The sequence below is a fragment of the Actinokineospora sp. UV203 genome (genome assembly GCF_056323665.1).
In genome coordinates this window covers 2,725,447-2,749,850 of the sequence record NZ_CM150484.1, presented here as the reverse complement: position 1 = coordinate 2,749,850, position 24,404 = coordinate 2,725,447, and the positions used below count along the sequence as shown (strand labels likewise).

Annotated in this window: 26 protein-coding genes; 12 read left to right on the top strand and 14 right to left on the bottom strand. The window is 70.5% G+C overall.

Annotation, left to right across the window (positions count from 1 at the left end; all coding sequences use genetic code 11):
- Positions 1 to 12 precede the first annotated feature (12 nt).
- The 4 genes from ACUZ2Y_RS12785 (at position 13) to ACUZ2Y_RS12770 (ending at position 4,663) form a co-directional block, all read left to right on the top strand.
- Positions 13 to 1,179 (top strand): multicopper oxidase family protein, encoded by a 1,167-nt coding sequence (locus ACUZ2Y_RS12785; protein ID WP_476330340.1) that lies wholly within the window; start codon positions 13 to 15, stop codon positions 1,177 to 1,179.
- A 29-nt stretch (positions 1,180 to 1,208) separates the two neighbouring features.
- Positions 1,209 to 1,937, top strand: coding sequence for a YcnI family protein (locus ACUZ2Y_RS12780; protein ID WP_476330338.1), 729 nt, complete (start codon positions 1,209 to 1,211; stop codon positions 1,935 to 1,937).
- A gap of 17 nt (positions 1,938 to 1,954) precedes the next feature.
- Positions 1,955 to 3,748 carry a copper resistance protein CopC gene (locus ACUZ2Y_RS12775; RefSeq protein ID WP_476330335.1) on the top strand — a complete coding sequence of 598 codons (1,794 nt, stop codon included), beginning with the start codon at positions 1,955 to 1,957 and terminating at the stop codon, positions 3,746 to 3,748.
- 93 nt (positions 3,749 to 3,841) lie between these two features.
- A complete protein-coding gene (locus tag ACUZ2Y_RS12770; RefSeq protein WP_476330333.1) occupies positions 3,842 to 4,663 on the top strand; it encodes a helix-turn-helix domain-containing protein in 822 nt (273 codons plus the stop codon).
- Between the two features lie 15 nt (positions 4,664 to 4,678).
- On the opposite strand, the gene ACUZ2Y_RS12765 is transcribed toward ACUZ2Y_RS12770, so the two are convergent.
- From ACUZ2Y_RS12765 to ACUZ2Y_RS12745, 5 genes are all read right to left on the bottom strand, one after another.
- Complete coding sequence (locus ACUZ2Y_RS12765; RefSeq protein ID WP_476330331.1) at positions 4,679 to 5,179, bottom strand: YflT domain-containing protein; 501 nt, start codon at positions 5,177 to 5,179, stop codon at positions 4,679 to 4,681.
- Positions 5,180 to 5,280: 101 nt separating this feature from the next.
- Complete coding sequence (locus tag ACUZ2Y_RS12760; protein ID WP_476330329.1) at positions 5,281 to 5,481, bottom strand: cold-shock protein; 201 nt, start codon at positions 5,479 to 5,481, stop codon at positions 5,281 to 5,283.
- Between the two features lie 209 nt (positions 5,482 to 5,690).
- Complete coding sequence (locus ACUZ2Y_RS12755) at positions 5,691 to 6,845, bottom strand: N(5)-(carboxyethyl)ornithine synthase (protein ID WP_476330326.1); 1,155 nt, start codon at positions 6,843 to 6,845, stop codon at positions 5,691 to 5,693.
- A 16-nt stretch (positions 6,846 to 6,861) separates the two neighbouring features.
- Positions 6,862 to 7,317 carry a DUF5994 family protein gene (locus tag ACUZ2Y_RS12750; protein ID WP_476330324.1) on the bottom strand — a complete coding sequence of 152 codons (456 nt, stop codon included), beginning with the start codon at positions 7,315 to 7,317 and terminating at the stop codon, positions 6,862 to 6,864.
- Positions 7,318 to 7,448: 131 nt separating this feature from the next.
- The gene (locus ACUZ2Y_RS12745) at positions 7,449 to 8,258 is read right to left on the bottom strand and encodes an adenylate/guanylate cyclase domain-containing protein (RefSeq protein ID WP_476330321.1); all 810 of its coding nucleotides are present in this window, start codon (positions 8,256 to 8,258) and stop codon (positions 7,449 to 7,451) included.
- 83 nt (positions 8,259 to 8,341) lie between these two features.
- Here ACUZ2Y_RS12745 and ACUZ2Y_RS12740 point away from each other — a divergent pair, with 83 nt between their 5' ends.
- The 3 genes from ACUZ2Y_RS12740 (at position 8,342) to ACUZ2Y_RS12730 (ending at position 10,694) form a co-directional block, all read left to right on the top strand.
- Positions 8,342 to 8,602 (top strand): hypothetical protein, encoded by a 261-nt coding sequence (locus ACUZ2Y_RS12740; protein WP_476330319.1) that lies wholly within the window; start codon positions 8,342 to 8,344, stop codon positions 8,600 to 8,602.
- A gap of 74 nt (positions 8,603 to 8,676) precedes the next feature.
- Positions 8,677 to 9,051, top strand: a complete 375-nt coding sequence (locus ACUZ2Y_RS12735) for a VOC family protein (protein WP_476330317.1) — start codon at positions 8,677 to 8,679, stop codon at positions 9,049 to 9,051.
- An 83-nt stretch (positions 9,052 to 9,134) separates the two neighbouring features.
- The gene (locus ACUZ2Y_RS12730) at positions 9,135 to 10,694 is read left to right on the top strand and encodes a sialidase family protein (protein WP_476330314.1); all 1,560 of its coding nucleotides are present in this window, start codon (positions 9,135 to 9,137) and stop codon (positions 10,692 to 10,694) included.
- A 79-nt stretch (positions 10,695 to 10,773) separates the two neighbouring features.
- On the opposite strand, the gene ACUZ2Y_RS12725 is transcribed toward ACUZ2Y_RS12730, so the two are convergent.
- A complete protein-coding gene (locus ACUZ2Y_RS12725) occupies positions 10,774 to 10,902 on the bottom strand; it encodes a hypothetical protein (RefSeq protein ID WP_476330312.1) in 129 nt (42 codons plus the stop codon).
- Positions 10,903 to 11,532: 630 nt separating this feature from the next.
- On the opposite strand from ACUZ2Y_RS12725, the gene ACUZ2Y_RS12720 reads away from it, so the two are divergent.
- Positions 11,533 to 11,988 (top strand): hypothetical protein, encoded by a 456-nt coding sequence (locus ACUZ2Y_RS12720; RefSeq protein ID WP_476330309.1) that lies wholly within the window; start codon positions 11,533 to 11,535, stop codon positions 11,986 to 11,988.
- Between the two features lie 289 nt (positions 11,989 to 12,277).
- On the opposite strand, the gene ACUZ2Y_RS12715 is transcribed toward ACUZ2Y_RS12720, so the two are convergent.
- The gene (locus tag ACUZ2Y_RS12715) at positions 12,278 to 12,934 is read right to left on the bottom strand and encodes a dienelactone hydrolase family protein (RefSeq protein ID WP_476330306.1); all 657 of its coding nucleotides are present in this window, start codon (positions 12,932 to 12,934) and stop codon (positions 12,278 to 12,280) included.
- Positions 12,935 to 13,037: 103 nt separating this feature from the next.
- On the opposite strand from ACUZ2Y_RS12715, the gene ACUZ2Y_RS12710 reads away from it, so the two are divergent.
- The 4 genes from ACUZ2Y_RS12710 (at position 13,038) to ACUZ2Y_RS12695 (ending at position 17,582) form a co-directional block, all read left to right on the top strand.
- Positions 13,038 to 13,682 carry a YbhB/YbcL family Raf kinase inhibitor-like protein gene (locus ACUZ2Y_RS12710; protein ID WP_476330304.1) on the top strand — a complete coding sequence of 215 codons (645 nt, stop codon included), beginning with the start codon at positions 13,038 to 13,040 and terminating at the stop codon, positions 13,680 to 13,682.
- A 179-nt stretch (positions 13,683 to 13,861) separates the two neighbouring features.
- Positions 13,862 to 14,323, top strand: coding sequence for an SRPBCC family protein (locus ACUZ2Y_RS12705; protein WP_476330300.1), 462 nt, complete (start codon positions 13,862 to 13,864; stop codon positions 14,321 to 14,323).
- A gap of 149 nt (positions 14,324 to 14,472) precedes the next feature.
- Positions 14,473 to 15,486: a glycosyltransferase family 4 protein gene (locus ACUZ2Y_RS12700; protein WP_476330298.1), complete on the top strand. Its 1,014-nt coding sequence runs from the start codon at positions 14,473 to 14,475 to the stop codon at positions 15,484 to 15,486.
- Entirely contained in the window at positions 15,483 to 17,582 is a 2,100-nt protein-coding gene (locus ACUZ2Y_RS12695) for an amylo-alpha-1,6-glucosidase (RefSeq protein WP_476330295.1), read from the top strand. Before ACUZ2Y_RS12700 ends, ACUZ2Y_RS12695 begins: the two co-directional genes overlap by 4 nt.
- 185 nt (positions 17,583 to 17,767) lie before the next feature.
- Here ACUZ2Y_RS12695 and ACUZ2Y_RS12690 read toward each other — a convergent pair whose 3' ends face one another.
- The 7 genes from ACUZ2Y_RS12690 to ACUZ2Y_RS12660 all read right to left on the bottom strand — a co-directional run bounded on the left by ACUZ2Y_RS12690 (position 17,768) and on the right by ACUZ2Y_RS12660 (position 24,400).
- Entirely contained in the window at positions 17,768 to 18,751 is a 984-nt protein-coding gene (locus tag ACUZ2Y_RS12690) for a transcriptional regulator TrmB (RefSeq protein WP_476330292.1), read from the bottom strand.
- A 67-nt stretch (positions 18,752 to 18,818) separates the two neighbouring features.
- Positions 18,819 to 20,468, bottom strand: coding sequence for a transthyretin-like family protein (locus tag ACUZ2Y_RS12685; protein ID WP_476330290.1), 1,650 nt, complete (start codon positions 20,466 to 20,468; stop codon positions 18,819 to 18,821).
- A gap of 162 nt (positions 20,469 to 20,630) precedes the next feature.
- The gene (gene bfr / locus ACUZ2Y_RS12680) at positions 20,631 to 21,113 is read right to left on the bottom strand and encodes a bacterioferritin (protein WP_476330288.1); all 483 of its coding nucleotides are present in this window, start codon (positions 21,111 to 21,113) and stop codon (positions 20,631 to 20,633) included.
- An 85-nt stretch (positions 21,114 to 21,198) separates the two neighbouring features.
- Positions 21,199 to 21,381 (bottom strand): (2Fe-2S)-binding protein, encoded by a 183-nt coding sequence (locus tag ACUZ2Y_RS12675; RefSeq protein WP_476330285.1) that lies wholly within the window; start codon positions 21,379 to 21,381, stop codon positions 21,199 to 21,201.
- Between the two features lie 46 nt (positions 21,382 to 21,427).
- Positions 21,428 to 22,267, bottom strand: a complete 840-nt coding sequence (locus ACUZ2Y_RS12670; protein ID WP_476330282.1) for an ABC transporter ATP-binding protein — start codon at positions 22,265 to 22,267, stop codon at positions 21,428 to 21,430.
- A 4-nt stretch (positions 22,268 to 22,271) separates the two neighbouring features.
- Positions 22,272 to 23,333, bottom strand: coding sequence for a FecCD family ABC transporter permease (locus tag ACUZ2Y_RS12665; RefSeq protein ID WP_476330279.1), 1,062 nt, complete (start codon positions 23,331 to 23,333; stop codon positions 22,272 to 22,274).
- 56 nt (positions 23,334 to 23,389) lie between these two features.
- A complete protein-coding gene (locus tag ACUZ2Y_RS12660) occupies positions 23,390 to 24,400 on the bottom strand; it encodes a FecCD family ABC transporter permease (RefSeq protein WP_476330276.1) in 1,011 nt (336 codons plus the stop codon).
- Positions 24,401 to 24,404 lie beyond the last annotated feature (4 nt).

Below are 24,404 nucleotides of genomic sequence, written 5' to 3'. Positions count from 1 at the left end.
GAAAGGAAAGCCATGAGTTCTCCGCAATCGCCGCGCGGGTTCGCCACCAAGCCCGCCCTCACGTTCGCCCTGGTCTCGGTGATCGCCCTTCTCGGCACGCTGATCTCGAGTTCCTCCGCGCCCACAGCCAAGGAGTCGCTCCCCGTCGACGTGTCCCCGGTCGCCGCGGCCGCGCGGGCGCAGTCCGGTGGCGGCGATGACCTCGGTGACGGCACCCGCCTCGCGCAGTGGCGCATCGTCGACGGGGTCAAGGTTTTCACCCTGACCATCGCCCCCAAGCAGTGGGAGACCAAGCCGGGCGTGGTCAAACCGGGCTACAGCATCAACGGTCTGATCCCGGGCCCGGTGATCCGGGTCAACGAGGGCGACCGGGTGCGCTTCGTCGTCAAGAACGACATGCCCGAGGAGACCGCCCTGCACTGGCACGGCATGGACCTGCCCAACGACCAGGACGGCGTGCCGATGCTCACGCAGCCGCCGATCGAGCCCGGGACGACCTACACCTACGAGTGGACCGCGATCAGCACCGGAAGCCACTGGTACCACTCGCACCACCACGGCGAGCAGGAGAGCAAGGGCGTCTACGGCTCACTGGAGATCGTGCCCCGCCTCGGCGACATCCCGTCCGACCGCGACTACCGGATCATGACCGGCGACGGCGCGCTCGGGTTCGTCATCAACGGCAAGAGCTTCCCGGCGACGGCCCCGCTGCGCGCCCGGGTCGGCGAGCGGGTGCGGTTCCGGCTCATCGGCACCGGCCCCGAGATGATCCACCCGATGCACCTGCACGGCGGATTCTTCGAACTCGTTGCCCAGGACGGGAAGCGGCTGCCGTTCCCGCAGCGGATGGACACCCTGCTGCTCGGCGTCGGGCAGACCTACGACATCGTGTTCGTCCCCACCAAGCCGGGCAAGTGGATGCTGCACTGCCACATCTTCTCCCACTCCGAGACGCACGAGGGCATGAGCGGGCTGGTGTCGATCCTGCACGTCGACCCGGCCGCGGTCGCGCTGCCCGAACTCGGCAAGTTGCCGACCGCGGTGCCGAACCTGCCCGTGCCAAGGCTTCCGCTGCCCGCGCTCCCGCTGCCCGCGCTGCCCGCCCTGCCGCTCGTGCCCGGCGTCCCGGCGCCGGTGGAGCCCCTGGGCGGCCCGGCTCCCGCCCACCCGCACAGCTGACCGTTCGCCTGAGTACGAAAGGGATTCCCATGTCACGTTCCATCTCGGCGGCGATCCGCGTTCTTGCCGTGGCGGTCATCGCGGGGGCCGCGATGATCCTCGGCGCGCACACCGCGCTCGCGCACGTGTCCGTGTCGGCGGACGGTGCCGTGCCCGGCAAATACACCAAGGCCACTTTCCGCGTCCCCAACGAGAAGGAGACCGCGTCGACGGTCCGGCTGGAGGTGAGTTTCCCGGCCGACCACCCGTTCGGCCGGGCGTCGGTCGCGCCGCCCGCGGGCTGGACCGCGACGGTGAAGACCCGCAAGCTCGACGTCCCGGTCAGCCACCACGGCGGGGCGAAGCTGACCGAGGGCGTCGAGTCGATCACCTGGGAGGGCGGGGAGATCAAGCCCGGCGAGTTCGCCGAGTTCCCGGTGTCCTTCGGCCCGCTGCCCGCAGGCGCCGACCGGCTGGTGTTCAAGGCCTTGCAGACCTACTCCGACGGTGAGGTCGTGCGGTGGATCGAGACGCCGAGCGACGGCGCCGCGGAGCCGGAGTACCCCGCGCCGGTGCTGACCCTGGCCGCGCCCGCCGCGGCGTCCGACGCGGGCACCGACGTGCTCGCCCGGGTGCTCGGCCTGGTCGGCGTGGTGACCGCGTTCGGCGCGCTCGCCGCCTGTGTGGCCGTGCTGCCCGCCGTCCGGCGCCGGGCCGCCCCGCCGAGGTCGGCGATCCCGCCCGCCCGTGTTCCCGTCAAGGAGAAGGCGCAGGTCTGACCATTCCTGGAGTCGTGATGTCCGTGCTGTCGCAGGCTGTCCCGCGTCGCCCGTGTCTAACACAGTCCCGCGCGCGGCTGGCGTTCGCCGCCTTCCTGACCGCCCTGTTCGCCATGCTCGTCAACCCGACGCCGGCGTCGGCGCACGCCGTGCTGGTCTCGTCCACGCCGGGCGGGTGGCAACTGCTCGGCGACTCGCCCAAGGACGTGTCGCTGCGGTTCACCGAGTCGGTCGACGTCGGCCTGGCCGGCATCCGGCTGATCGGCCCGCGCGGCAACGACATCGCGGGACTCGGGATGCCGCAACATCCGGAGGGCAAGCAGGACACGGTGTCCGTGCGGATACCGGAGACGCTCGCCAACGGCACGTACACCGTGTCGTGGCGGGTGGTCTCGGCCGACACCCATCCGATCCAGGGTGCCTTCACCTTCAGCGTCCGCGAGGCCACCGCGCCCGCGTCGGCCGCCGCGACGGCGGCCGGAAACGGTGCCGCGGCGGCGTTGTACGGTGTGGCCCGGTGGCTGGCCACGGCCGGTTTCGCGCTGTTGGTCGGGACCGCGTTCGTCATCGCCGTGTGCTGGCCGGGAGCGCGGGCGCGGCGCGGGGTCCGACGCCTGGCGGTGGTCGGCGCGGGAACGGCGACCGCCGCCTCCGTGGCGGCCCTGGGGCTCTACGGGCCGTACGCGAGCGGCGGATCCCTCAGGAGGATCGTCGATCCGGCTGTTCTCGGCGCGACCGTGGACAGCCGGATCGGCCTCGGCCTGGTGACCCGGATCTTGTTGTTGGGCATCGCTTTCGTGCTCCTGTTGCGCTACCTGCGCCGCGACGAGACCGCGGGCGACCTGCCCGTCCGGCAGCGGGCGCGCCGGGGGATCGTGGTGCTGGCGGGTGCGGGAATCCTCGCCGCGACCTGGAGTCTCGTGGCGCACGGCGCCGCGGACACGCTCGCGCCACTGACCGTCCCAATAGGACTCATTCATCTCGCGGCCATCGGCGTCTGGCTCGGCGGGCTGCCCGCGATCGCGGTCCTGCTGCGCTCCGGCGACATCACGGCGATGCGGACCGCCGTCCCCAGGTTCTCCACGACGGCGGGGGTCTGTGTTCTCGTGGTCGCGGTGACCGGGCTGTACCAGGGTTGGCGGCAGGTCGGCACGTTCTCCGCGCTGGTCGGCACCACCTATGGCTGGTGGCTGCTCGGGAAGCTGGCGCTCGTCGGCGTGCTGCTGGGCTCCGGTGCGATCGCCCGCCGCTGGGTGCACCGGCACTACGGGTTCGAGGTCGCCACCGTGACCGAGAAGCGCCGGGCCAAGCGCGGACCGGAGACCGCTGAGGTGGGCCGGTTCCGCAAGGTGGTCGTGGCCGAGATGGTGCTCGCGGTGGCGCTGCTCGGCGTCACCGCGAGCCTCGCCGCGGCCGAGCCCGCGCGGGCCGAACAGGAGCGGCTGACCAACCCGCCCAAGGCCGCGGCAGGCCCGCTGTCGGTGGCGGTGCCGTTCGACGCGGGCGGGTTCCACGGCAAGGGGCAGGTGGCGATGGTGCTGACCCCGTCGAAGGTCGGCAAGAACGAACTGCACCTCGCGGTGCTCGACGCCGTCGGCAAACCCAAGACCGTGCCGGAGGTGCGGGCCGAGCTTCGGCTCGCCGCCGCCGGGATCGGCCCGATCCCAGTGAAGCTGGCGCCCGGCGGGCCCGCGCACTACGTCTCCCTCGACGTCGGCCTGCCGATGCCGGGGGAGTGGGAACTCGCCGTCGTGGTGCGCACGTCCCCGATCGACCAGACCACGATCCGGGTTCCGGTCACCGCCAAGTGAATCCCGTGAACACCACGTGACTTGCCACCGACAGTACGAGACCCCCTGCTCGTGCCGTCGTTGACCGGTCATCCTCAAGGAAGGCGGAGGCGGATGGGTTCTGTGCCACTGGTGACCGGGGATCCCCGGGCGTTGCCCGCCAACGTGCTCGCGGACCTGCGCAGGCGGGTGGTCGCGGCGGTCGAGGCGGGAATGGCCCAGGTGGACGCCGCGAGGCTCTTCGGGGTGTCCCGGCAGACGGTCGGGCTGTGGGTGCGCGAGTACCGGGACCGCGGGGACAGCGCGTTCGTCCCCGGCAGGCGCGGGCGCAGGCCGGGCGAGCAGCTCGCCCTGGCCGCCGCCCAGCAGCTGTGGGTCGCGCGGACGATCATGCGGCACACCCCGGACGCGATCGGCCTGCGGTACCGGGTGTGGACCCGGCAGGCGGTGACGGAGCTGATCAACCGCGAGTTCATGGTGGTGCTCGGCGCGACGACGGTCGGCAGCTATCTCGTGCGGTGGGGGTTCCCGGGGCCGCAGGAGCTGCTGCGCACGTTGCGCGGGCGCAACGCGGTGGCGGTCAGCCGGGCGAACCGGTACTGCGGCGGTGAGCGGCAGGCCTGGCTGCCCGGCGCCGAGGTCATCTGGGTGGGCCACGGCAGTCCGAAATGGACGATGGAGGTGCCGGGCGGCGGCTGGTTCGACCTGAGCGTGCTGCAGGCGGTGTCCAACCGCGGCGCGATGTCGTTCCTGGCGTGCGAGGACCCGTTCGACGCCGGGCAGGTGCGCGCGTTCCTGGAACGGCTCGCCGCGCACCTGCGGCGGCGGGTCAACGTCGTGGTGACCTGGCTGCCCGCCCGCGGCTACGACCGGACCCAGAGCTGGGACATCGGGGCCGCGGCCGTCCGCTTCGTCGACATCGAGGAGGAGCGGTGACGGTCAGGACAGGACCTAGCCCCTGGGCGGTCGCGCCAGGGTGAGCTGGGCGAGGATGTCGCGGCCCTGCTCGGCGGTGCGGGGCAGGCTGAGCACGTCGTAGCGGCGGGCCACGAGCTGGCTGTGCGAGACGAAGTCGCGCTTGCCCTTCGCCGGGCGGTACTTGAGGGCGCCCGACGCCATGCCGAAGCCGAGGCCGGTGACCAGGCCGATGAGGATCGGCGCCAGGGCGCCGCCCTCGGTGACCAGGCTGAGCAGCAGGCCGACCATCAGGCCGAGCCAGGCGCCGGACGCGGCGCCCGCGCCGAGGACACGGCCCCAGGTCAGCTTGCCGTCCACCCGCTCGACGAGCATCGGGTCGATGCCGACGATGGTCAGCGTCTCGACCGGGAAGTCTTTGCGCGCCAAGTGGTCGACGGCGCGCTGGGCCTCGTCGTAGCTGTCGTAGGAGCCGATCGGCCAGCCCTCGGGCAGCGTCGGAGTGGACACCTTGTTGGTGGGAGCGAACGCAGTCATTTTCTCACCTCTCGCATCCTCGACGGTACACCGTCGGTCACAACACGAACGGCCCCTCGACCCGTGAATGGGTCGAGGGGCCGGTAGTCCGGGGGTGTTGCTTAGACGATGCGCACACCGACGGCCTGCGGGCCCTTGGGGCCCTGGGTGATCTCGAACTCGACGTGCTGGTTCTCGTCCAGGCTGCGGAAGCCGTTGGAGTCGATCTCCGAGTAGTGCACGAACACGTCGGGGCCGCCCTCATGGGCGATGAAGCCGAAACCCTTTTCGGCGTTGAACCACTTCACGGTTCCCTGAGTCATTGAATTCTCCTACTTGTGGTGCTGGATCGGGTTCCGCGAAACCGCGGTACCCGGGTCGGGTCAGACGACGACATCTCCAGCTTGTCCAACAAGAGAGAGAGCGCCCGCAACCATCGTTTCCGCGAGCTTTGACACACGAACACAAAATTGACGACCATCAGGCTCAACCACCGGCGTCGCCGGTTTGTTCCCGGGAGTGGCGCACGTCACTACCCGACTGGGGTGAGCCGCTCGTGCGGGTGCTCGGGGGCGCGGCCCTGGAAGGCCAGGATGCTCGGGTTGCGGATGACGCCGTCGCGGATCTCGATGGCCCGGCCGATGGTGGCGTCGGCCTCCCAGGCCTCCGGTCCCGACAGCACGGTCCGCAGGTGGGGGAGCAGGGCCTCGCTGATCTCCCAGGTGGCGGCGTCCCACAGGTGCGACGGGCTGTGGTCCACGGCGTAGTAGCGGACCCGGTCGCCCACGGTGAACATCGGCTCGGTGAACGTCGTCGGCACCGCCCAGCTGAAACCCATGCCCTCGTCGCAGGAGACGTCGATGATGAGGCTGCGCGGAGCGAACCGGTCGAGGTCCTCCTCCATCAGGAACATCAGCGGCGCGTCGGTGTCCTGCAGCACGCAGTTGACGACAATGTCGTGCTCGGCGAGGAAATCGGGCAGCGGCTTGCGGCCGCTGTCGGTCAACGCGTGGCTGCCGCGCGGGTCGGTGTCGTCGGCCTCCAGGTGGACGATGTTCGCCGAGTGGATCGGCGAGCTGACCGCGGTGACGCCCCGGCCGGTGAGGATGTGCACGTCGTGCACGCCGTGGGCGTTGAGCGCGGTGACCGCGCCGCGGGCGGTGGCGCCGAAGCCGATGACGACCGCGCGCAGCCTGCGGCCGTAGTCTCCGGTGCTCCCGGTGAGCTGCAGCGCGTGGATCACCGAGCAGTAGCCCGCCAGTTCGTTGTTCTTGTGGAACACATGCAGGTTGAACCGGCCGTCGGCGGTCCAGTGGTTCATCGCCTCGAACGCGATCAGGGTCAGCCTGCTGTCGATCGCCGACTGGGTGACCGCCGCGTCCTGGACGCAGTGCGGCCAGCCCCAGAGCACCTGCCCCTCGCGCAGGGTGTCGACGTCCTTGGCCAGCGGCTTGGGGTTGAGGATGACGTCGCACTCGGCGATCAGCCACTCGCGCGAGCGGATGCCCGCCACGAGCGGCGCCAGTTCCTCGTCGGGGACGTCGAAGAGGTCGCCGTATCCGGTCTCGAGATACATCTGCGCGCGCAGGTCGGCGTCGATCCGGTCGAAGTGCAGCGGGTGAATCGGCCGCCGGTGTTCGTTCTCCTTGCTGGACTGGGAAAGGACGCCGAGAGTGAGGAGAGCCATCGAGAAGGACTTCCGTTCAGAATGGGGAAATAGCGGTGAGAATGTGGGCGGCGTCGGCGACGCAGTCCGCCGCGGCCACCGTGTCCAGTGCCGTGTTCGCGAGGTCGGCGGCAGCGTGCGCGGGCACGACGAGCAGCGTGAACCGACGGAGGTTCGGTCCGATGAGGACGATCGTGTGCGCGTTCATCGCGCGAAAACCCTGCAGCCGCACGGTGTTCTCGCCCACGAGGAGCCGGTCGGGCGCGGTGTCCCATGACCCGCGGCTGTAGCCGATCCGGTCGACCGGGCCGGACCGCTCGGCGAGACTGGAGATCAGCGCGGAGAACTCCGCGACGGGTTCCCGGGAGCGTGGCCACCAGCCGCCGTCGAAGAATCCCTTTGCCGCGTCCGGCGGTTTCAGGGTGACCCGGGCGTCGGCGCGCTCGGTGAACGCTCGGGCCGTGGCGCGGTGGTCGAATAGGCCGGACGTCATGCCGGCGCTCCTGTCCCCGGGCTTGCGACCGGCTGGTGCTGCGGCATCGCGTCACCGCGAAGGCCGACGTGCGCGAGGCACCGGCCCACTCAGTTTACGCTGGTTATCCGAGAAAAAGGGTGTCGCCGTGGTCACCGACCGTGTACGTTGCCACCGCGGTAGCGCGGGACGACCGAGAACACCTCCAGGTCGCGGGGCGTGCCCTTCGCGCGGAAGCGGCGCCTGCGCCGGACGGTGTAGCGGTCGGTGTCGACGTTGGCCAGCGCCGGACCGGACACGAGCACCTCGCCGCCGCCCGCCGCGGCGGCGACCCGGGCGGCCACGTTGACATCGACACCGAGGTAGTCGGTGCCGACCCGGCGGGGCCTGCCGGAGTGCAGCCCGGTGCGCAGCTGCGGGCGGTAACCCTCGATGGTGATCGCGCTGATCGCGGTGCACGCCTCGTAGGCGGCGTCGATGGCGGGCCCGGTGTCGCGGAAGACGGCCATCACACCGTCCCCGAGCGACTTGACGACCGTGCCCCCGTGCTGGTTGATGACCTTGTCGCTGGCGTGGCCGACCTCGCCGAGCAGCCGCAGCACCTGGTCGTCGCCCGCCGCCAGCGCCCAGCTGGAGAAGCCGACGAGGTCGGTGAACAGGATGGTCATCTCGGCGCCGTCGGCGGCCACCCCGCCGGAGCCGCTGAGCGCCTGCCACACCTGCACCGCGGTGAGACCGAGTTCCCGCACGGCGCTGGGCTGGTCGGCCATGGCCTGGCTGATGAGCCGGGCGATGCGGTCCGACGGCCGGTCGCCGATCGCGGGGGCCATGTGGCCGGGCGCGAGCCGCCGGACCGTCCGCACCGTCTTGAGGACGCCTTCGTGCTGGTCCGACGCGCGCAGCAGCCGCCGCAGCCGCGTCCACCGAGGTTCGTCGGACCGCTCGTCTGGTGCGTCGCTCACAGCGAAAACCCTACGGGCTCGCGACGGTTCGGCGATGTGATCCTTACCGGGCCGAGGTGCGCGCGGTGGCGGATACTCGGGCCATGGCTGACGACGACACTCGGGACTTCGCCATCTATCAGGCGCTCAAGGCGGTCGACGAGGTCGCCGCCGCCCTGCAGACCTTCCTGGTCGAGGGGCAGGGCGCCGACCTCGACCGCGAGGCGGTCCGGGGCACCTCCACGAACTCGCTCACCCTGCTGCGGCAAGCGCGCGAGCGCCTGGGGGAGGGGCTGCGCGCGATCGGCGCCGACCGCATCTCCGACTCGGACGGAATTTCCCTGCGAAATGTCCGCCCGGACTGACTTGAGGACCGAACCTGTCCGCAATGGTCCATAGCTTGGGTACGTCAACGAGCGCGACCGAAAGAGGACAGACCATGGACTGCAAGCTCGAACTGGTGGCGGTGCCCGTGTCCGACGTGGACCGGGCGAAGGCGTTCTACACCGAGCGGGTCGGCTTCGTCGCCGACCACGACCACCTGGTCAGCGACGACATCCGGTTCGTGCAGCTCACCCCGCGCGGGTCGGCGTGCTCGATCGCCATTGGCAGCGGGATCACCCAGGCGGCGCCGGGCTCGGTCGAGGGGCTGCAGGTCGTGGTGGCCGACATCGAGGCGGCCCGGGCCGACCTCGTCGCGAACGGGGTCGAGGCGAGCGAGATCCAGGACTTCCCGTGGGGCCGGTTCGTGTTCTTCAGCGATCCCGACGGCAATGGCTGGGCTGTGCAGCAAATCGTCAAGCCGCAGGTGTAACACCCGCTATCGCCCGATCGAGTGTCTAGGGAGGGGGCAAAGAAGGGAAGGGCGATGCGCCCATGCCAAGACGAGCCCATTCAGTGTCACTCGCGGTCATCGCGGTAGCCGGCCTGACCGTCACGTTCGCGGTGGCGCCCGCCGCGGCCGTGGTCGGCCCGCTCAGCCAGGCGAGCGGGCCGAGCCCGTTCGCGCCGGACTGCCACGGGGCGCCGCAGAACGGCACCCTGTACGTCGGTTCCGAAGTCGAGCCGTGGGTGGACGTCGATCCGACGAACCCGAGCCGACTCATCGGCGTGTACCAGCAGGACCGCTTCTCCAGCGGCGGCGCGAGCGGACTGGGCACCAGTGTGTCCGCCGACGGCGGCCTCTCCTGGACCCAGCCTTCCCTGGCCGCGCTGCCGAAGTTCTCCCGCTGCGCGGGCGCCGCGCCCGGCGGGCTCGGCGACTACGAACGCGCGACAGACCCGTGGGTCACGTTCGGGCCCGACGGGCACGCCTACCAGATGAGCCTGTCGTTCAACGACACCCGCGACCTGGCCAACGCCATGCTCGTGAGCGAGTCTCTCGACGGTGGACTGACCTGGGGTCCGCCCCAGGAGTTGATCCGCGACACCAACCCGCACGTGTTCAACGACAAGAACTCGATGACCGCGGACCCGTACGACCCCAACCTGGTTTACGGGGTCTGGGACCGGCTGGTCTTCCCCAATGAGCGGGCGGGTGGGGTGTCGTTCCTGACCGCGGCGGCCTACGTCGGCCCCACCTACTTCACCCGCACGACGAACGGCGGGGCCAGTTGGGAGCCCGCGCGCAACATCTTCGACCCGGGCCAGAACGACCAGACCATCGGCAACCAGATCTCGGTCACCGGTGAGGGCGACTTGGTCAACATCATGACGGTGTTCCGCAACGACAACAAGCAAGGCCGCCAGGGCGGCACGATCTCGGTGCTGCGCTCCGAGGACAAGGGCACGACCTGGAGCGGGGAGATCGTCGTCGACCGCCTCGGCGCGGTCGGGGTCCGCGATCCCCGCGACGGCGCGCCGGTCCGCACCGGCGACATCATCCCGTCGATCGCGACCGACGAGCGGTCGGGCCGCGACGAGGTCTACGCGGTGTGGCAGGACGCCCGGTGGACCGGCTTCCAGCGCGACCAGATCGCGTTCTCGAAGTCGACCGACGGCGGACTCACCTGGACACCGGCCGTGCGGATCAACGCGGTCGAGACCACCCAGGCGTTCACCCCGGCCATCGAGGTCGACGACCAGGGCAACATCGCGGTCCTGCACTACGACTTCCGCAACGACACGACCGCGGACACCCCGCTCGTCACCGACGTGTGGGTTCTGCGGTCGAGCGACGGCGGAGCCACCTGGAGCGAGGAGCGCGTCTCCCCGTTCTCGTTCGACATGCGCCAGGCGCCGGTCGCGCGGGGCTTCTTCGTCGGCGACTACATCGGACTCGGGGCGACCGGCACGACGTTCAAGCCGTTCTGGACGATGTCCACCCCGGCGACCGACACGTTCGCCACCACGGTCGCGGCGCCGTTCCCGCCCGCGACGATCACCCCCGAAGCGTCGCCCGCCGGGTTGAGTGGCGCGGCCTTCCCCGCTCAGCGGGGCAAGCCGACACCGCGGTGACGGCGCACTGTCCCCACGGCAACGGAACTGGAGGTGCGGCACCTTCGGATGGTGTGCGCGATCGCTGAGTTCGGCAGTGTCACCCGGCCGCGGTGCTGCCCGCCCTCGACGAACTCAACGCCGAGGTGGGCGGCGTCGCGGGCATCACCGAGGTGTGCCCGGGAACCGGGCTCCTCCCGGACATCCGGTGCGAGATCGACTTCGGCACGCGCCGGACCCTGCCCGGACGCAGCCTCCTCCCACGGACCGCCGCTGACCGGCGGCGCCGGTGCGACGTCGACCTTGACGGCCAGTGGCATGGCACGGCCAAGGCAGCGGGACAGGGGTGTCAGCTGGGGCCCGCCCGCGCGAGGGCTTTCTGTGCGGGCGGGCGCCGACGCGCCGGCTACCCCCTGCCGATAGCCGGCGCTGCGCGCCCGCGACGCGGGCGCAGGTCGACTGTAGGGCGGATTCCGTGACTTTCACGGTCCGCCACCGGACGATGTCGTGAACAGGACACAAGTCGTGGGCACCCGTCCGGGGCCGGGCTGGTGACGAAGATGCTGAGCCGTGTGGGCCGGGCTCGTGGAGATGATCGACGGCTACGAGGCCACCACCCAGCACTTTGCCCAGGCACAGCTCGGCGCGCGGGAAGAGGTGCTGATCGTCGACGGCGCTGGAGGCGGACACCGCTTCCAGGCGGGGATGCGGGCCCAGCACCGCGGCAGGCTCCATCTGTCCCCAGAGGACACTCGAAGGTGGCTGGTGCTGGACATTGTCCGGTGTCCGCCGCCCAACCTGATCAACTCTGGCCTAACGTCGTGCGGATACCGCCAGTCTGGAGGTGCACGGCCGCACGATGTCACCGACACCGTTTGCCCGACTCAACGCCTACCTGTCCGAACAACGCGACGTCCGCGCCGCGCGTCGGGTTGCCCGCCGTTCCCTGCGCGGGCTCGCCGTCAGCCCGGATCCGTCGCACCGCCACCACTTGCTCGGCCAACTCGCCGCCGCCCTGCGGATGACCGCGGACTTCGGCGCCGCCCATGTGCTCGAACTCGTCCGTCGCAGTGAGGCCCAACTCGCCTGGGAGGACCGGACTTCGGTGAGTGCGGACCCGGACCCGCTGACCCAGGACCCCACCGTCGCCGAGGTTCTCGACGCGCTCGCGACCACGGCTGACGCCGAGTCCCGCGCGCGACTGGTGCTCGCGCTCCATGAGGCCGCCGCGCCGTGGATCGCCGCGCACGTCCGCCGGGGCGACATCCTGATCGACGTCGCCGCCGCGTACCGACGGCTCGCGTCCGCCCGGTGATCTTCACCCAATCGAGTACGCCTGGACGCCTTACGACGATCGCTCGTGCGTGAGAGGAATGTTCCACCACCACCACCACCACCACCGCTCGGTCGCGGTGACGTTTCGGGGGTCCCGCACAAACACGCCATCGAAGTTGGCAGTGTTTGTGCGGGACCCCCGAAACGTCACCACAAAAGCGACCGAGCCGCGCCGGCGGAGCCGGCGCCATGTCACAGCGACCGAGCCGCGCCGGCGGGCCGGCGCCATGCCGCAGCGACCGAGCCGCGCCGGCGGAGCCGGCGCCATGTCACAGCACCCGAGCGGAGCCGGCGCCATGCACCCAGAACCACTCCGCGGCCAGGTCCGCGACTCGGTCCAGCGTGCCCGGTTCCTCGAACAGGTGGGTCGCGCCGGGGACGACCTCGATGCGGTTCGACGCCGAGAGTGCTCGGCTCGCCTGTTCGTTGCGGGTGAGCACCTGGGTGTCCAGTTCGCCGACGATGAGCAGCGTGGGCGCCTGGACCCGGGCGAGCGCGTCCCCGGCCAGGTCAGGCCTGCCGCCCCGGGACACGACGGCACGTACCGAGTGATCGTCGGCGGCCGCGACCAAGGCGGCCGCCGCGCCGGTGCTGGCGCCGAAAAGGCTCACCGGGAGCCCGCGCACCGCCTGCTGCCCGCGGATCTGCTCCACCGCCGTCGAGACCCTCGACGCGAGCAGGTCGATGTCGAATCGGAATTCCCCGGTCCGCAGGTCGACTTGGTCCTCTTCCGCGGTCAGCAGGTCCATGAGCAGGGTGGCGAATCCGCTGTCACGCAGCACCTCCGCGACCGCCCGGTTGCGGCTGCTGTGCCGTGAGCTGCCCGAGCCGTGGGCGAACACGACGATGCCGCGCGCCTCGGCCGGTACCGCCAGGTCGCCGGGCAGCTCACCGCCCGAGGACTCGATGACGACCGGAACAGACATCCCGCCTCCCTCCCGGCTGGATAACCGGGACCGGTCCCGCCGAAACGCCGCGATTGACTCCGCGCGGTTCGGGTAACCCAGGTGGACCGGAAGGAGTTCCACCATGTCGAAAAACGGCAGCCACAAGCACGACGTGAAACGCGCTCGCCTCCAGGCGGATCGCGATCGGCGGGGCGTCTCGGACGACCAGGCCGTCGATGCCGCCAACGAGGAAGCGCAGCAGGACGATGCGCCCGCCGAGCTGGCCCCGACCTCGCTGAGCAAGGGCAGCCGATCGATGGACGACACGATCCCGGACAACATCATCGAACTGCGCAGCGCCGCGTTCACCGACCACACGCTCATCCCCAACCGGTTCGCGCATGACGGGGACAATGCCTCGCCGCCGCTTCAGTGGACGCCGCCGCCCGAGGGCACCGAGGAACTGGTGTTGGTCTGCGAGGACAGGGACGCGTCGGAGGGCACCTTCGTCCACTGGGTGGCCACCGGCATCTCGCCGGAGGTGAACGAACTACCTGAGGGAAAGCTGCCCGAGGGCGTCACGCAGGGCCGCAACGACTGGGGCGGCACCGGCTGGGACGGGCCCGCGCCGCCGGTCGGCGATGACCCGCACCGGTACTTCTTCCGCCTCTACGCCGTCGACGAGCCGCTCGGCCTCGGCGCGGACGCCACAGCGGAACAGGTGCACGACGCGGTCCGCGGCCACAAGCTGGCCGCGGGCACCCTGGTCGGACTCTTCGGCCGCTGACCGTTCCGCCTCCCCGGGATTCAAGTGTTGGTTACGTCCCGGGGGGCGCGGGATAGGCGGCAACCGTGGTCAGGCGCCGTCACGGTCGCCTTGGCCTTATGACCGCTGCGAACGCCGGGTTTGTCCACACGGGCCACGGGTATCCGGTCGCCAGTATCCGCACGGCTCGGGAGGGCTCCATGGCAGTTGTGAGCAAGGTGATCGACGCCCCCCGGGCCGATGTTTTCGCGATCTTGGCTGATGGCTGGCTCTACGCGAGTTGGGTCGTCGGTGCCGCGCACATCCGGGCGGTCGACCAGGGCTGGCCCGACGTCGGGTCCCGCATCCACCACAACATCGCGCCGTGGCCGCTGAGCCTGTCCGACGCCACCATCGTCCGGCGGGTCGAGCCGCCCCGGATGCTGGAACTCGACGCCTGGGCCTGGCCCTTCGGCGCTGCCTTGGTCCGACTCGAACTGGAGGAGCTCGGTCCCAGCCGCACCAGGGTCACGATGACCGAACACGTCTCGGCGGGGCCCGCGAAGATCGTCCCTGGCGTCGTGCAGGATCTGCTGCTCACCCCGCGCAACAACGAAGCGCTCGACCGGCTCGGCGACCTCGCGACCGGCCGTGCCGGGACGGACGTCCGCGGGCGGCGGTGACGGTCGTCGACGCGGTGGTGGCGGCGGCAATTCGAGTACTCGCAACGGATTCGCGGCGACCCGCGGCCCACCCCCGGTTGGTTTACGGCTGAGTGTGGGTACTCCCGTGTCGACCCGAAGCAGCTTGACGCCCGACGGAGGAGCGCTCGATGAAGGTGGGCTTGCTCGCGCCCCCGTGGCTGCCGGTGCCACCACCGGGCTATGGCGGAACGGAATCATTCCTCGACCGGCTGGCCCGTGGGCTCGACAAACAGGGCCACGACGTCATGCTCTTCACCACCGGTGACAGTGAGTCCGTCGTGCCGCACCGGTTCGCGCTCGAACACGCCGCGACAGAGCAGCTCGAGAATGTGACGGTGGAACTAAGCCACGTCTGCCAGGCGTACGAGGCGCTGGCCGACCGCGACATCGTGCACGACCACACCGTCAGCGGTCCCCTTTGGGCACTGGCCCACGGCATGGACACGGTGGTCACCACCTGCCATAGTCCGATGCTGGGGCACCTTCGCCACATCTACCGCTGCTACGGTGACCGCCTGCCGGTCATCGCCATCTCCCGCGACCAGGCTTCGCGGGCGCCGGACGTCCGGGTGTCGCGCGTAATCCACCACGGGGTCGACCCCGAGCGGTTTCCCTCCGGCGACGGGAACGGCGGCTACCTGCTGTTCCTCGGTCGGATGACCCAGGAGAAAGGCGTCCACGAGGCCGTCAGGGTGGCCCGCGAATCCGGGCAGCCGCTCAAGATCGCCGCGAAGATGCGCGAGCCCGCCGAGCACGCCTACTTCAAAGAGCGGGTCGAGCCCCTGCTCGGTGGGGACATCGAGTATGTCGGCGAGGCGCGGCTGAGCGAGGTGATGGAGCTGCTGGCGGGCGCGCGGGCGCTGCTCAACCCGATCCAGTGGCCGGAGCCGTTCGGTTTGGTCATGATCGAGGCCCTGGCCTGCGGAACCCCGGTCGTGGCCTTGCGGGCGGGCGCCGCGCCGGAGATCGTGGAGGATGGCGTCACCGGATTCCTGTGCGACGGGTACGACGACCTTGTGAGCGCGGTGGGCCGGGTCGGGGACATCGACCGGCGTGCCTGCCGGGCGGCCGTGGCCGACTACTTCAACACCGAACGGGTGGTCCGTGACCACCTCGACCTGTATGAGGAGATGATCGGATGACGGCATGGGCGTCGAGCGCCGCACCACCCCTGTCCTCAGTCGGCGGCGCGGGCACCACGACGCTCGTCGACGGCTCGACTTTCTGCCAGTCCGCGATGGACGGCGACATCCACCAGGACCGGCCGCACGGCCTGTTCGTCTCCGACACGAGAGTGCTCTCCGGCTGGCGGCTCACCCTCGACGGCCAATCCGTCGAGTCGCTGAGCACCAGCTCCCAGCAGCCCTTCTCGGCCGAGTTCCTCGGGCGCACCGCGCCGCGGGGCGGATTGGCCGACAGCACGCTGCTCGTTGTGCGCGAGCGGTCGCTGGACGGCGGGCTGCGGGAGGACCTGGTCCTGCACAACATGTCCGGCGAGCCCGTTGAGGTCGCGGTGTGTCTCACCGTCGAAGCGGACTTCGCGGACCTGTTCGAGGTCAAGGAAAGCCGGGTCCAGGCGCACCCCGGGGTCGTGGTCGAGGCGGGCTCCGACACGCTCACCTACACATGGTCGGCCGGCGACCACACCATGCGGATGGCGTTGAGCGCCACCGGCGACCCGCGGATCGCGGCGGGCGAGATCAGCTTCCGGGCGATGATCCCGGCGCGCGGCAAGTGGTTGACCCGGTTCACCGTGCGCACCTTCATCGGCGGGGACGTCGCACCGAAGGCCGTCTCCCCGGCGAGCAGACTCGACGCGTGGCAGATCGCGATCCCGCAGCTCGCCACGGGCGATCCCGCGCTGGCCGCCACCCTGCGCACCAGCGCCGCGGACCTCGGGGCCCTGCAGATCCACGACCCGGACCACCCGGAGCGGCCCGTCGTGGCCGCGGGCGCGCCGTGGTTCATGGCCCTGTTCGGCCGTGACTCGCTCCTGACCAGCTGGATGGCGCTGCCGCTCGACCAGCGGCTCGCCCTCGGCACCCTGCAGACCCTCGCCGACCACCAGGGCACGAAAATCGACCCGTTGACCGAGGAGGAACCGGGCCGCATCCTGCACGAGGTGCGCCTGGGTCGGGAGGCCGCGCTCACCCTGGGTGGCGGCAACGCCTACTACGGGACCGCCGACGCCACCCCGCTGTTCGTCGCGCTACTCGGGGAGCTGCACCGCTGGGGGCTGCCCGAGGCCGAGCTCACCGCGCTGCTGCCCGCCGCCGACCGGGCCCTGGCCTGGATCGACGAGTACGGCGACCGCGACGGCGACCTGTTCGTCGAGTACCAGCGCGCCACCGACCGAGGCTTGCGCAACCAGGGCTGGAAGGACTCGTTCGACGGCGTGAACGACGCCGCGGGCGGTCTCGCCGTGGCGCCCATCGCCTTGGCCGAGGTCCAGGCCTATGTCTTCGCCGCTTACACCGCCCGCGCCCGCATCGCCACGGCCCTCGGCGACCCAGCGACGGCGGCGACGTACGAGGACAAGGCGGCGCGGCTCAAGGAGGCGTTCAACGACCGGTTCTGGCTGCCCGAACAGGGCTGGTTCGCCATCGGCCTCGACGCCGACAAACGCCCGATCGACGCGCTGACCTCGAACCTGGGCCACTGCCTGTGGTGCGGCATTATCGACGACGACAAAGCCGCCTCCGTCGCCGAACACCTCACGGGCCCGGCGATGTGGACCGGGTTCGGCGTCCGCACCCTGGCCTCCACCATGGGCGCCTACAACCCCATGAGCTACCACAACGGCTCGGTGTGGCCACACGACAGCGCGATCACCGCCGCAGGCCTGATGCGATACGGCTTCGTGGCGAAGTCGCAAAAGGTCGCCAAGGGCATCCTCGACGCCGCCAGACATTTCGGCGGCAGGCTGCCAGAACTGTTCTGCGGCTTCGACCGGGCCGAGTTCCCCAGCCCGATCCCTTACCCCACCTCATGTTCCCCCCAGGCTTGGGCGGCGGCGGCCCCGATCCTGCTCGCCCAGACCCTGCTGCGGTTCCAACCGGACCTGCCCGATGGGACCGTGCAGTTCGCACCCGTCCTGCCGGACCGGATGATCCCGCTGCGCATCGAATCGTTGCCGCTGGCCGGGTTCCGGCTGAGCCTCGATGTGGGGGAGAACGACTCATCGGTCGAGGGCCTGCCCGACGACCTGACCCTGACCGGCGTGGAAACCAGTCGTTAGTGCGGTTGGCCTAGCGCTATCGTCGACGCGGGAAGTGAAGACCGCGAAGGGGAATCGACCACGCCTCACCACGCCCCATCCCCTTGGCGTAGCCCTGCTGAACGGCCCAGACCTCGACGAGCACTACGAGGGCCTGGTGGAACAAGCCGAACGACCGAACAAAGCACAACAAAGCCAGCCGCCATTCAGAGCCAGCCCCGCCGCTGGGCCTGCAGCGCCATCTGGAAGCGGGTTGTGGCGCCGAGTCGGGTCATCAGCAACTCCACCCGGCGGAACAGGGTGCGCCTGCTGATTCCGATCTCCCGGGCGATGTCGTCGTCGGAGACACCGCCCGCGAGCAGGGCGAGCAGCCTGCGGTCGGCGGGCAGCAGCCGCTGCGGCTGCGGTTCGCGGCCGTAGAACGGCAGCGCGTTGAGCCAGGACTCCTCGAACAGCGCCACCAGCGCGGAGAACAGCCCGCACGGCTGCACGATCAGCATCGAGTTGTGCACGTCGGCCTCCTTGACCGACAGCGACACCAGGGCGTACGCGTCGTCGATGATCACGAGCTTCACCGGGACCGACGGCAGCACCCGGGCCTGCTCGCCCGCCTCCACGCAGGGCTCGATGCTCTCCTCCAGGTTGCCCGGGTACTCCAGCGACTCGCGGCAGTACACGACCCGCTGCGAGACCCCTCGGGCGAGCGTGGCCAGCGAGTCGGCGGTGGCGTCGGCGATCGGGAAGTACGGCGGCGAATCGAACTGGCGGATCTCGGTGCGGGCGCTGGCCCACGCCTGCCGCATCCGCGGGCCGATGGCGTCGCCGGTGACGACTTCGACGAGGTTGTCGTTGTACTCGGCCAGCCGCAGCCGGCGGAACGACTCGAACGCCCCGGACACGGCGATCCGGGACTCGTCGAGTTCGGCCGCTCGGTGCCTGCCCAGGATCTCCAGGCCGGCCGCGGGCGGCAGCGGGGCGGCGGTGTCGGACTCGTCGGAGATGGCACTGGCCAGGCCCGCGTCGACCAGTTCGGCGTAGGCGGGGCCGAGTCGCTCGCGGGCCACCCCGGCCTGCTCCTCGACCGCGTTCAGCGGTGTCGGCCCGAGATCCAGGAGCGCGAGGTAGATCCGGGTCGCCTCGTCGCCGATTCCCAGCCGCCGCAGTGCTTCGCCGACCTTCGGGTTCGCCATGGTGTCCAAAGTTAACAGCTCCACGCGGGCGCATCCCCGGCTCGCGGGAATGCGCCCGCCGCCGGCGCTAGCGCCGATAATCGATCGTGTTGTGGTAGAGGCAGCCCTGCGCGGCGGGTCCGACGTCGTAGCCGTCAGCGGCCCGCTGGGCCCAGAACTGTTGGAACGTATCGGAGACGTGGTTCAGGAACGTCGTCCACTGTGGACCAGTCGGGTCTTCGGCGCAGGTGTCGCCCGGCTCGTTCGTGGTGTCCGCCAGGTCGATCATGGCGCCGAGGACGCGGCCTTCGACGACGTCGCCGTTGTCCCACTCGGGGGTGCCCCAGGTCGGGCCCTCCAGGTCGCGGGTCCGGCCGTCCGGCCAGCGGAACGTCGGGTCGTTCAGGATCACCACGCCGTACCAGGTGGCGAATCCCTCGGTCCACGCGCAGCCCTGCGAGCTGGTGCGGTGGATGTAGTGCGGGCTGCAGTCGGGGGCGGGCGGGAAGTCGTCCTCGTAGACGTCGTCCATGATCGCGTGGCCGAACTCGTGTAGCACCAGGATGTTCGAGTCGGGGTCGGCCGCCGCGAGGTGCACGGCGTTCTCCCGCAGCGAGTAGTAGGTGCCGTCGGTGGAGTCGGGCGCCCAGTTGATCCGGCCCTTGCGGCAGGTGGTGTCGCGAGCGTCCCAGCAGGTGCCGGGCGTCCAGTTCCACGCGGTGTTCATGACGTCGAAGGCCTCCACCCCGCGCATCAGCGCCGGGTCGGCGGGCTTCACCGGACCGAAGTCGGCGGTCGCGCCCGCGGCCAGGTCCGCGCGCACCGGGCTCTCGAAGCGGTAAGCCTGCTTGGAACGGCCGTGCTGGATCATCCAGTGCGCGTTCTCGGTGGCGAACTGCGCGTAGACGTCCTGCCCGGTGCCGTCCTCGTCGGTGTTGTCGAAGCACAGCTGGAAGCGGCCGGTCGCGTCGGTCAGGCCGGCGGCCAGCAGGTCGTGCCTGCCGGTGGCGTCGGCGTCCCACACCGCGACCTGTGCGTTGGCCGAGACCCGGGCGGCGCCGGTGTGGTCGACGTAGCCCCACGTCCCGGTGGCGCACGCGGTGCCCGCGCCCGCCGCGGTCGGCCCGGCGGGCTTGTGCGCGAGGTGCGCGTGGGCTCGGGTCCCCGGCTCGGCCGGGGCCGTCGCGTTGGTGTCGCGCGCGGCGATGCCGAACGTCGAGCGCTGGGCGCCGACAGTGAGGAAGGCGCTCCCAGTATCAGCGTCCGCCGCCGTGCTCGCGGCGGCGCGGATTTCCGCCGCGCCTTCGGCGACGGCGCGGACCGTGCCGCTCAGCCGCAGCGGGCGGACCCGGTCGGCCCGCCCGGCGCCGACCGCCCGGTGCACCTTGCCGTTGTCGGCGGGAACCTGGGACACGCTCGACTCGGTTCGCAGGCCCGCGGGGGCGTGGACCCACTCCAGCCCTGCGGGCAGGCGCACGTCGAGGCTCAGGTCGGACCGCTCCGCCGTCGTGCGCACCTCGATGTCGACCCGGGCCTGCCTGCCGACCGCGGGCGCTTCGGAGAGCCGCACGGCGACGTCGAGGCAGCTGGCCCACTCACCGGCGCGGTCGGCCTGCGCCGCGCCGAAGGGGACGCACCACGCGCCTTGCGGTGTCTCCGCGACCGCCAGGCCGGGGGTGGCCAGGGCGAGCAATGCGCCGCATAACGCGGCCTGCCGCGCGATTCTTGGAACGTGCATGGGGAAAGTTCCTTTCGAGCCGGTGAATGCCGAATCGGAAGGAGTGGTCTACCAGAGACGAATGCCCGCGGCGGCTGATCTTTGCCAGTGACCGAATTCGGTCAGACGTGAAAACCCGAGTCCGGCGCGTGCCGGACTCGGGTCGGGTCGACCTTGTCGTGCTCAGACTGTCGGCGGCCGGTCGACCGTCTGCGCGAGGTAGAGCTGCTCGCCGAGGCGGTCCATCAGCTCCATCTGCGTCTCGAGGTAGTCAATGTGGTGCTCCTCGTCGGCGAGGATCTTCTCGAACAGGGCCGCGGTCGTGGCGTCGCCCTTCGAGCGGCACATCGGGATGCCCTTGCGGAGCCGCTCGACGACCTCGACCTCGATGGCCAGGTCGGCGGTGAACTGCTCGCGCAGCGTCTGCCCGATGCGCAGCGGCAGCAGCTTCTGGTAGTTCGGCAGCCCCTCAAGGAACAGGATGCGGTCGGTGATGATCTCCGCGTGGGTCATCTCCTCGATGGACTCCGCGCGAGTGTGCTCGGCGAGTTTGGTCAGGCCCCAGTTCGCCTGCATCTTGGCGTGCAGGAAGTACTGGTTGATCGCGGTGAGCTCGCTGGTCAGCTGCTCATTGAGCAACGCGATGACTTCTTCGTCGCCACGCACGGTGGGCACCTCCGGTCGAACGGGTTGACGCCCGACCGTAAACCCAGACCTGTGACCTCGCACCACGGAAGCGGGGCGGTCACCCTTAAGCGGCGGTTGTCGCCGCCATTGTGTGATCGTCGAGCATGTCGTCGATGCGGTCGAGGCAGCTGCCGCACCCGGTGCCCGCCTGGCAGCGGGTGCCGACGTCCTCCGCGGTGCGGGCGCCGGCCAGGATGCAGGCGTGTACCTGGGCCTCGCTCACCGCGGCGCAGATGCAGACGTACATGGCTCTCCTCGAGGCGTTCTTAGGTGAGCCTATGCTAAACACAGCATCAGTGAATTGTGAAGGGGTGCTTCGCCACATTTTGTGGTTCGTGGTGCCGCCCGATGGGGATGACCAGCGGCGTTCCGCTCACCGGGTCGGTCACGACGGAGCAGCGGACATCGAAGACCTCGTCCACCAGCTCGGACGTGAGCAGTTCGGCGGGCGGTCCCTGGGCGACGATCCGGCCGGATTTCATCGCCACGATGTGGTCGGCGTAGCGGCAGGCCTGGTTGAGGTCGTGCAGGACCATCATCACCGTGCGGCCGCGGGTGCGGTTGAGGTCCATGACCAGGTCGAGCACCTCGATCTGGTGAGCCATGTCGAGGAACGTGGTGGGCTCGTCGAGCAGCAGGATGTCGGTGTCCTGGGCCAAGGCCATCGCGATCCAGGCCCGCTGGCGCTGACCGCCGGACAGCTCGTCGACCGGGCGTTCGGCCAGGTCCAGCATCGACGTGAGCTCCAGCGCGTGCCGGACGGTCTCCTCGTCGCTGTGCGACCACTGCCGCCACCAGCTCTGGTGGGGCGCGCGGCCGCGGCCGACGAGGTCGATGACCGTCATCCCCTCGGGGGCCACCGGCGACTGCGGCAGCAGGCCGACCATCCGGGCGAGCGTCCGGGTCGGCATGGCGTGGATCGACTCGCCGTCCAGATACACCTTGCCCGCGGCGGGGGACAGCAGCCGGGCCAGTGAGCGCAGCAGCGTCGACTTGCCCGACGCGTTGGCGCCGACGATCACGCTGATCTTGCCGGGCGGGACAACCAGGTCGAGGTCGGTGATGATGGAGCGGTCGCCATAGGACACCGCGAGCCCCTCGGCCCGCAGTGTCGGCGCGATCTCGGGTCGCATTCGGTCAGCCTCCAGACCCGACCCGGTTCGCGCGGGTCAACAGCCACAACAGGAACAGTCCACCGAGCGCGCCGGTCACCACGCCGATCGGCAGCAGGGTGCCGGGAATGACGCGCTGGGCGATGAGGTCGGACCCCAGGACGAGGAACGAGCCGGTCAGCCCGGACGCCACCAGCGGCGGCCAAGCGCTGCCGGTGAGCCGCTGGGCGATCTGCGGTGCGGTCAGCGCGACGAAGACGATCGGCCCGGTGGCGGCGGTGGCGAAGGAGACCAGCGCGGCGGCGGTGACGATCAGCGCGGGTTGGGCGAACCGCACCGGCACCCCGAGCGCGGTGGCGACGTCGGTGCCCAGTTGCAGGAGGCGGAGCCAGCGGGAGAGCAGGAGGACGGCGACGCCGAGGGTGATGGTTGCCCAGGCCAGCGGGGTGACGTGCACCCAGTCGGCGCCGTTGAGGCTGCCGATGAGCCAGCGCAGGACCTGCTGGGCCTGCCACATGTCGGCCTTGACCAGCAGGTAGCTGGTGAGGCTGGTGCACATCCAGGAGACACCGATGCCCACGAGGACGATTCGGTAGCCGGTGGTGCCGCCCTTCCAGGCGAGTCCGTAGATCAGCACGGCGGTGGCGATGCCGCCGAACAACCCGAGGGCTTGGGTGCCAAGGCCCGAGCCGAACCCGAGCACCATCCCGGCGACCACGGCGGTCGCGGAGCCGGAGCTCAGGCCGATCATGTCCGGGCTGGCCAGCGGGTTGCGGGTGAGGGTCTGGAAGAGGGCGCCGGAGACCCCGAAGGCGCAGCCCGCGAGGAGCGCGACCAGGGCGCGGGGAAGACGCAGTTCCTCGATGACGAAGAGAGTGGCGCGATCCCCGACGCCGAAGAGCGCTTGGACGACGTCGAGAAGGGGGATGGGGTAGTCGCCGAAGGACAGCTCGACCGCGAACATGAGCGCGGAGGCGAGAAGCAGCCCCAGACAGACGCCGAGCATCCGGGGTCGGATGATCGCTGAGGTGGGGCCAAGGCGGATCGCGATGCGGCCGGGTTGGCGGGTGAGTTCGAGGAGGGCCATCGGTCACACCTCCACAAGCGTGCCTCGGCGGGGCGCGGGGGAGAACCAGTGGCCCATCACAGTTCCGCCAACCGACGCCGCCGGATCAACGCGATAAAGAACGGCGCCCCAAGGAAAGCCGTGATCACGCCGACGCCAATCTCCCCAGGCCGCGCCACAACCCGCCCCAGAATGTCCGCGGCCAACACCAAACACGGCGCCAGAACCATTGTGTAAGGCAAGATCCACCGGTAATCAGGCCCAGTGATCGCCCGAGCCACATGCGGGATCACCAACCCGATGAACACGATCGGCCCGACCACCGCCGACACCGTCCCCGCCAGCAGCGTCACCGCGACAACCCCGCCGAACCGGATCAATCCGAGCCTGCGCCCCAACGAGGACGCCACATCGTCGCCAAGCGCCAGGCTGTTCAGAGCGGGCGCCACCGACACCGCCAACGCCGTCCCGGCCAGCAGGAACGGCACCATCTGCGCCACCACCGCCGTGTCCTGCCCGGTGAGCGAGCCAACCGCCCACGACCGGTACACATACAGCGCGTTCGGGTCGAGCAGCAGGACCCCGCTGGTCAGCGAGGTCAGCAGCGCCAGCATCGCCACCCCGGCCAGCGCCAGTTTCACCGGAGTCGCGCCGCCGCGGCCGTAGCTGCCCAGGGCATAGACGACGACGCTGGCGATGGCGGCTCCGGCGAAGGCGAACCACACGTAGGAGTAGAACGACGACAGGCCGAACGCCGCGACCGCCACCGCCACGGCGAAGCCCGCTCCCGCGCTGACGCCGAGGATGCCCGGGTCCGCCAACGGGTTGCGGGTCAGGCCCTGAATGAGCGCGCCGGACAGTCCCAGTGCCGCTCCGGCGAACAGGCCCAGCAGGGTTCGCGGCAGCCGCAGCCCGCGCACGATTGCTTCCGTCTCACCGCCCCGCGGGTCGAACAGGACGCTGAACACCTCGCCGAACGGGATCGTCTTGCTCCCGATCGCCAGCGACGCGACGCAGAGTCCCGCGAGCAACAAGGTGGCCAGGAGCAGAACGACCGGGCGGGTTGCGGGACGGATGCCGGTGGTCACCGAA

Bases quoted from the DNA above. Each gene is read 5' to 3' on its own strand.
- ACUZ2Y_RS12785 (WP_476330340.1), top strand. From the start codon at position 13: ATGAGTTCTCCGCAATCGCCGCGCGGGTTCGCCACCAAGCCCGCCCTC.
- ACUZ2Y_RS12780 (WP_476330338.1), top strand. From the start codon at position 1,209: ATGTCACGTTCCATCTCGGCGGCGATCCGCGTTCTTGCCGTGGCGGTC.
- ACUZ2Y_RS12775 (WP_476330335.1), top strand. From the start codon at position 1,955: ATGTCCGTGCTGTCGCAGGCTGTCCCGCGTCGCCCGTGTCTAACACAG.
- ACUZ2Y_RS12770 (WP_476330333.1), top strand. From the start codon at position 3,842: ATGGGTTCTGTGCCACTGGTGACCGGGGATCCCCGGGCGTTGCCCGCC.
- ACUZ2Y_RS12765 (WP_476330331.1), bottom strand. From the start codon at position 5,179: ATGACTGCGTTCGCTCCCACCAACAAGGTGTCCACTCCGACGCTGCCC.
- ACUZ2Y_RS12760 (WP_476330329.1), bottom strand. From the start codon at position 5,481: ATGACTCAGGGAACCGTGAAGTGGTTCAACGCCGAAAAGGGTTTCGGC.
- ACUZ2Y_RS12755 (WP_476330326.1), bottom strand. From the start codon at position 6,845: ATGGCTCTCCTCACTCTCGGCGTCCTTTCCCAGTCCAGCAAGGAGAAC.
- ACUZ2Y_RS12750 (WP_476330324.1), bottom strand. From the start codon at position 7,317: ATGACGTCCGGCCTATTCGACCACCGCGCCACGGCCCGAGCGTTCACC.
- ACUZ2Y_RS12740 (WP_476330319.1), top strand. From the start codon at position 8,342: ATGGCTGACGACGACACTCGGGACTTCGCCATCTATCAGGCGCTCAAG.
- ACUZ2Y_RS12735 (WP_476330317.1), top strand. From the start codon at position 8,677: ATGGACTGCAAGCTCGAACTGGTGGCGGTGCCCGTGTCCGACGTGGAC.
- ACUZ2Y_RS12720 (WP_476330309.1), top strand. From the start codon at position 11,533: ATGTCACCGACACCGTTTGCCCGACTCAACGCCTACCTGTCCGAACAA.
- ACUZ2Y_RS12715 (WP_476330306.1), bottom strand. From the start codon at position 12,934: ATGTCTGTTCCGGTCGTCATCGAGTCCTCGGGCGGTGAGCTGCCCGGC.
- ACUZ2Y_RS12710 (WP_476330304.1), top strand. From the start codon at position 13,038: ATGTCGAAAAACGGCAGCCACAAGCACGACGTGAAACGCGCTCGCCTC.
- ACUZ2Y_RS12705 (WP_476330300.1), top strand. From the start codon at position 13,862: ATGGCAGTTGTGAGCAAGGTGATCGACGCCCCCCGGGCCGATGTTTTC.
- ACUZ2Y_RS12700 (WP_476330298.1), top strand. From the start codon at position 14,473: ATGAAGGTGGGCTTGCTCGCGCCCCCGTGGCTGCCGGTGCCACCACCG.
- ACUZ2Y_RS12695 (WP_476330295.1), top strand. From the start codon at position 15,483: ATGACGGCATGGGCGTCGAGCGCCGCACCACCCCTGTCCTCAGTCGGC.
- ACUZ2Y_RS12690 (WP_476330292.1), bottom strand. From the start codon at position 18,751: ATGGCGAACCCGAAGGTCGGCGAAGCACTGCGGCGGCTGGGAATCGGC.
- ACUZ2Y_RS12685 (WP_476330290.1), bottom strand. From the start codon at position 20,468: ATGCACGTTCCAAGAATCGCGCGGCAGGCCGCGTTATGCGGCGCATTG.
- ACUZ2Y_RS12675 (WP_476330285.1), bottom strand. From the start codon at position 21,381: ATGTACGTCTGCATCTGCGCCGCGGTGAGCGAGGCCCAGGTACACGCC.
- ACUZ2Y_RS12670 (WP_476330282.1), bottom strand. From the start codon at position 22,267: ATGCGACCCGAGATCGCGCCGACACTGCGGGCCGAGGGGCTCGCGGTG.
- ACUZ2Y_RS12665 (WP_476330279.1), bottom strand. From the start codon at position 23,333: ATGGCCCTCCTCGAACTCACCCGCCAACCCGGCCGCATCGCGATCCGC.